The sequence below is a fragment of the Patescibacteria group bacterium genome (assembly GCA_018817085.1).
Classification (GTDB): Bacteria; Patescibacteriota; WWE3; order CG2-30-40-12; family CG2-30-40-12; genus CG2-30-40-12.
The window spans coordinates 1-5,531 of the sequence record JAHIUT010000005.1 but is presented as its reverse complement, the minus strand read 5'-3'; the positions used below and the strand labels follow the sequence as shown (position 1 = coordinate 5,531).

4 protein-coding genes are annotated in these 5,531 nt (G+C 37.2%); 3 read left to right on the top strand and 1 reads right to left on the bottom strand.

Annotated elements, in window-relative coordinates; all coding sequences use genetic code 11:
• Nucleotides 1-224 (bottom strand): hydroxyacid dehydrogenase (locus KJ678_00330; GenBank protein ID MBU1016599.1); only part of this gene is annotated, 224 nt, incomplete at its 3' end.
• A 56-nt stretch (nucleotides 225-280) separates the two neighbouring features.
• Between KJ678_00330 and KJ678_00325 the strand changes: the two genes are divergently transcribed.
• The 3 genes from KJ678_00325 to KJ678_00315 all read left to right on the top strand — a co-directional run bounded on the left by KJ678_00325 (nucleotide 281) and on the right by KJ678_00315 (nucleotide 5,412).
• Nucleotides 281-1,786: a TM0106 family RecB-like putative nuclease gene (locus KJ678_00325; GenBank protein MBU1016598.1), complete on the top strand. Its 1,506-nt coding sequence runs from the start codon at nucleotides 281-283 to the stop codon at nucleotides 1,784-1,786.
• Between the two features lie 114 nt (nucleotides 1,787-1,900).
• A complete protein-coding gene (locus tag KJ678_00320; GenBank protein ID MBU1016597.1) occupies nucleotides 1,901-4,684 on the top strand; it encodes an NAD-dependent epimerase/dehydratase family protein in 2,784 nt (927 codons plus the stop codon).
• Nucleotides 4,685-4,698: 14 nt separating this feature from the next.
• Complete coding sequence (locus KJ678_00315) at nucleotides 4,699-5,412, top strand: 50S ribosomal protein L25 (GenBank protein ID MBU1016596.1); 714 nt, start codon at nucleotides 4,699-4,701, stop codon at nucleotides 5,410-5,412.
• Nucleotides 5,413-5,531: the final 119 nt, after the last annotated feature.

Genomic DNA, 5,531 nt, shown 5'->3' with positions numbered 1-5,531 from the left:
TGAACTACTAAGGATTCTTTAGTAGTTACTTTTTCTTTTAACTCTCCGCTCTTAAACACATTTTTCAAGTGGAAAATAACATTTTCTACAGTGCAATCAAAAAGTTGCGCCAGCTGCTTTTGCGAGAGCCAAACGGATTCCCCCTCCAATACAACCTCTAATTTTGCCTGCCCGTCCTCGGTTTTATAAATAATGATTTGCGATAGGGGTTTGTTCTTTTGCATACTTCCTAAATTATACCACCTCCCCGCGGGGGGGGGGTAAATGGTATTATAAATTAATGTTAATAACCGCAAATCATTTGTATAACTATATCCAATGCCCGCATCGTGTGTGGCGGGATTTGTATGGTCCTAAAAAAGAGAAAAACCCTAAAGCAAATCCTTTTGTTACCCTGTTATGGGAAAAAGGCGCTTTGCACGAAAAGGAAGTGGTAAAAAGAATCGGCAAATTTTTGGATTTAAGCAAAGGCTCCCATAAAAACCGTTTTGAGAAAACAATTTTAGCTGTGCAAAACAAAACAGCGTTAATATATCAAGGCGTTATAATTTACGGAGACTGTATGGGAATCCCCGATTTGCTTAGACACAACGGCGACGGTTTCTATACCCCTATAGATATAAAAAGCGGAAGAAGTTTTGAAGACTCGGAAGATAGCAGAAAATATAAAAAACATTACGCTATCCAGCTATGCCATTACACGGAAATTCTAAACTCGCTTGGTTTCGCAAACCTCGGTTTCGCAAACAAAGATATTGGAATAATTATTGATATTCACGAAAAAGAAACAATGTATGACCTCGCCAAACCCATAAGCGCGCGGAATAAAACTACTTGGTTGCAATATTACTATAATACTAAAAGTATGGTGGAAAATTTGCTGAAAAATAATATTCAAAATAAACCCGCTATGACCGGAATCTGCAAACTGTGTCCATGGCACAAGAGCTGTAAGAATTGGGCAAAAGAGAGAGACGATTTAACGAACATATTTTGTTTGGGACGAAGTAAACGAGATGTCCTTAATAAGGAATTGGGAATAGAAAAAACAAGCGATATAGCAAATATAAATGTTGAAAAAATATTAAAACAAAAGTATTTCAATGAACATTTCTTGCGGGGGATTGCCGAAACCACTTTAAATAAAATTGTTCGCAGAGCAAAATTACTAAATAAAAAGGGGAATCCCATTTTATACAAAAAAATTGAGTTCCCAAAAAGAGAGTACGAGTTGTTCTTTGACATTGAAGACGACCCAACGCAAGAATTGGTATATCTGCACGGCGTGTATGAAAGGTTTTGCCAAAAGGAAAGATTTATACCTTTTGTCGCCAAAACAGGCTCTCCAACGGCTGAAAAAGAAGCTTGGGCTAAATTTTGGAAGTATATAAATTCCTTGCCAAAAGACGAGTTTGTTGTTTATTATTACGCTTCTCACGAAAAAACCGTGTATAAAAAGTTAAGAGAACTTTATCCCGATGTAATTTCCGAGGAGGCTTTGGACAAATTTTTTGGCAAGAATATCGCAATAGATTTGTATACAGATGTTATTTATAAACACACGGATTGGCCGTTAAGCAGTTATTCCTTAAAAGACATAGCTCAATATATAGGCTTTAAGTGGCGAGACAAATCCCCTTCGGGCGCTCTTTCAATACAGTGGTATAACAAATATTTAGAAACTAAAAACCCCAAAATATTGGACAGAATTTTGAAATACAACGAAGACGATTGCAAAGCTACAATGGTAATAAAAGATTATATCGTAAGCCGGCAGTATCCTTAACCCATAGACAAAGGAGAGACCTTAAAAAAGGAGTCTCCTTGTACTATGGGGGATGCTCTTGAAGGCAGAAAAAAGTCTTTTTATTTTTTGTTTTTGGCTTTATAATATACCTAAATGACTGCCCAAAAAGTTGAATTTGCTAAATTTAAAACTGCCCCGGTTATCTTTATTTCCGGCGGGGCTTCTTCTCTTGCTTACTTTGTTACCAAGCTTTTGTTCTCTGCTTATAAACAAATAAAAATCATTTCTGTAGACAACCTTGAAACGGGGACCGAAGAAAATATCGCCGAGTTTAAAAACGACCCGCGGTATTCTTTTATTAAATATGACCTAAACAAAGGCGTTCCCGAAAATATGCCCGCTGTTGATTGCATTTTGCATCTGGCGGCGGTTCAAACACATTCGCAGGAAGAGGACAGTATTACTTTGGATTCCCTCTTAACAAACGCCTTTGCTACTAAAAATTTGTTGGAACTGGCGCGCGCGAACAACGCAAAATTTTTGCTTGCTTCCTCTATAAATGTGTACCAAGGAATATTATCTTCCCTAAATTTAAAAAACTATTTTGGTCCTACCTCCCAAATAGAAAAAAAGTTTTCGCATATTGAAGCCAAAAGATACGCCGAGGCTTTGTGTTGGGAATATTATAAAAAATACGACCTTGATTTGCGTATAGTACGGCTTGGCGAATTATTTGGACCTAAAATCCCCCTATTTGGACAATTGGGAACAATTCTGCGACAAGTAATTGAAGAGGGTTTAATAAATATAGCGGGAGATGGGTTGGAAAAAGAAATTTATGTTTATGTGGAAGACGCGGCGGAAGCTATAGCGCGAGCTTTGCTTGTAAAAAACACTAAAGGCAAAATTTTCCCCGTTTCTTACGAAAAACCCATTAGCGTAATTGAACTTGCCTATCTTGCAAAAGCTATTGTTTCAAAAGATGTAAAAATAAGTTTTTTTAAAGAAGACTCTTTGCTGGAAATACCCGCAGTTAAAAACATTGCGCGGGATAATTTGGATATTATAGCGTGGAAACCAAAAACGGATTTGGAAGACGGTATTAAAAAAACCTTTGAGTTTTATAAATTCTTGGATGTAAAAGGAGGAAAACTTTTCACCTTAAACCTAAACGAGAAGGTTTTGGATAAAAAGAGGTTTCCAACTTTGTCCGCTGTTATAAAAAGGGATAAAGGGTTTGCCTTAAAACCGCCCTCGTTTAAACTTCCTCGCCTCCCCTCTTTTGGAAAAATTACTTTCTTAACGAAAAAAAATGTTTTGGCGGGAATATTTTTTACTCTTGCTTTACTTATTTTACCCTCAATTTTTTATATTCTAAACTTATATTTTAGCGCTGTTACTATGCTAAAAGCCACAAACAGTTTGCAAACTTATAATATAGTAAAAGCGGAAACATACGCGAGCAGGGCAAGCAAACATTATAATCTTTCTCAAAACCCGCCTCTTTTGATTACCACCGCAAGCAATGTTTTTGGAAAGAAAGATTTTTTGGTGTCGTTAAAACATTTCTCTAAAGCTTTGTACTATTCTTCGCGCGCCTTGCTTTCGTTTTCCAAAACGGCGCAATTGTCCGGCGATTTTGAGAAGTTGTTGGCGGGAATTTCTAAAACGGAAGAATTTCTTATGCTTTCTAAAGCGGAATATGCTAATGTAGATTCCTCTTTTTATATTTTTAACATTAATAAAAGTACCTTGGATTCTTTTGCGGGCGAGTATTTAACGCGGATTAGCCATTTTAAAGTGCTTATTCCCCATTTGCCTAAAATTTTGGGTTTTGAAAAACCGGTAACCTATGTGGTACTTATTCAAAATTCTACCGAGATTACCCCCGCGGGCGGTGTTTTAAGTTCTGTGGCTAAAATAGATTTGGAAAATGGAAAAGTTACGGATATTGTGGTGGACAACGCTGTCGCAAGCGATGTTGTAAATTTTCCCGATTTTCCGGAATCGGCAAAAGCTTTTGCCACTTTTTATAAAGAAAGTTTTAAAGAAGATTTAGACGGGGTGTTTGCCGTGGATTTGGAATTTATTAAAAGCCTTTTGGATTTAACAGGGCCTCTTTTTCTTTCTTATTATGATGTTACTGTTACCAAAGACAATATTTACGAAAAGGCGCAGTTTTATACTGAATACGGCGCGTCTTACGATGCTCAAAAAAAGAATTTTTTATCAAATGTAATTTATAAAATTTCCGACGCTCTTTTTACCTCAAAGGATAGTTCCGTGGCTTATGGTTTTTTGAATGTTTTGGAAAAAGTGTTTAACGAAAAGCATTTGCTGGCATATTTTATGGACAGTTCCACGAGAAATGTTTTTTACGAATTAAATTGGTGCGGCGATATGGCGGTTTACAGCGCGGATTATATTTACGCTTTGGATACCAATGTGGGCGCTACAAGAGCTAATTTAGATGTAACAAAAAGTATAGATTATTCCGTACAGCGCGTGTCCGAAAACTTATATAAATCGCATATTAAATTGGTTTTCAAACATACAGGAAAAAGCAACGCTTGGCCAAGCGGGGTGTATAAAAATTTATTCCATTTATATGTTCCGCAGGGTTCTGTTTTAGTTAAAGCTGTATATACCAATAAGGTCGGGGTGGATGTTACAAAAGATGTTAAAGTGGAAAATTATAAGGCGTTTACGGTTTTCCCGCTTTTAATTCAAGTAGGGGCGGGAGAAACCGCAAGTGTGGAGTTTGAATATACTCTGCCAACAATTTCAAAATATAATTTGGTTGTTCAGAAACAACCGGGGGAAAAGGATGTCCCCTTTGTATTTTCACTTCTTGACGAGAAGGGAAACGAAATTGCGAAAGAAGTTGAAAGCTTAAAAACAGATATAAAAATTGACATTTCCCCCAATTTTCCGTAGAATACCATAATATTATGGAAATTGTTGCGAAAAAAAGAGAAATTCTCGGTAAAAAAGTGCGGATTTTGCGGAAAGAAAAAATTCTTCCCGCAGTGGTGTTTGGAAAAGGCAAACAGAGTACCGCTCTCACATTGTCCCTTGCCGATACGGCTAAAGTTTTAAAAACCGCAGGGGAGTCGGTGTTACTGGACCTTGCTGTTGAGGGGGAAACCGCTCTGCGAAAAGTTCTTATTTCGGAAGTTCAAAGAAACTTTGTTACCGGGAAAGCCTCCCATATTAGTTTTCACGAGGTAAGTCTTAAGGAAAAAATAACCGCGCGCATCCCTATTGAATTTGTGGGAGAATCTCCCGTTGTTAAAAGTGGAGAAGGTATTTTGATAACTTTAATAGACGAAATAGAGGTGGAATGTTTGCCTACCGACCTGCCAAGCCATTTTGAAGTAGATATCTCTAAACTTGCGGAAGTGGGCGATTTTATACCGGTTAGCGCTTTAAATTATGACAGAAGCAAGATAACGGTAGATATGGATATGGAGGAGCTTTTAATAAAGGTAGATTACGCCGAACAATTGGAGGAGGAAGTAACAACTTCGGTGGAAGAAATTGAAGTAACGGGAGAAAAGCCTAAAGAGGAGGGTTCCGAGGAAGGGGAAAAAGAGACGGAAAAGGAGAGGGGTAAAGATAAAGAAGAGGTTAAAGAAAAAGTTAAGAGTACCGAAAAGGAATAAAATTTCTGGGATAATATTTAATGTAAGGCGTTGGATATGTTAAAACACTGCCACCCCACTTCTTTTTGAAAATTGTAAATTTTTCCCACTTTTTTGTAGCTTTTGAAAACCTTGTGTCG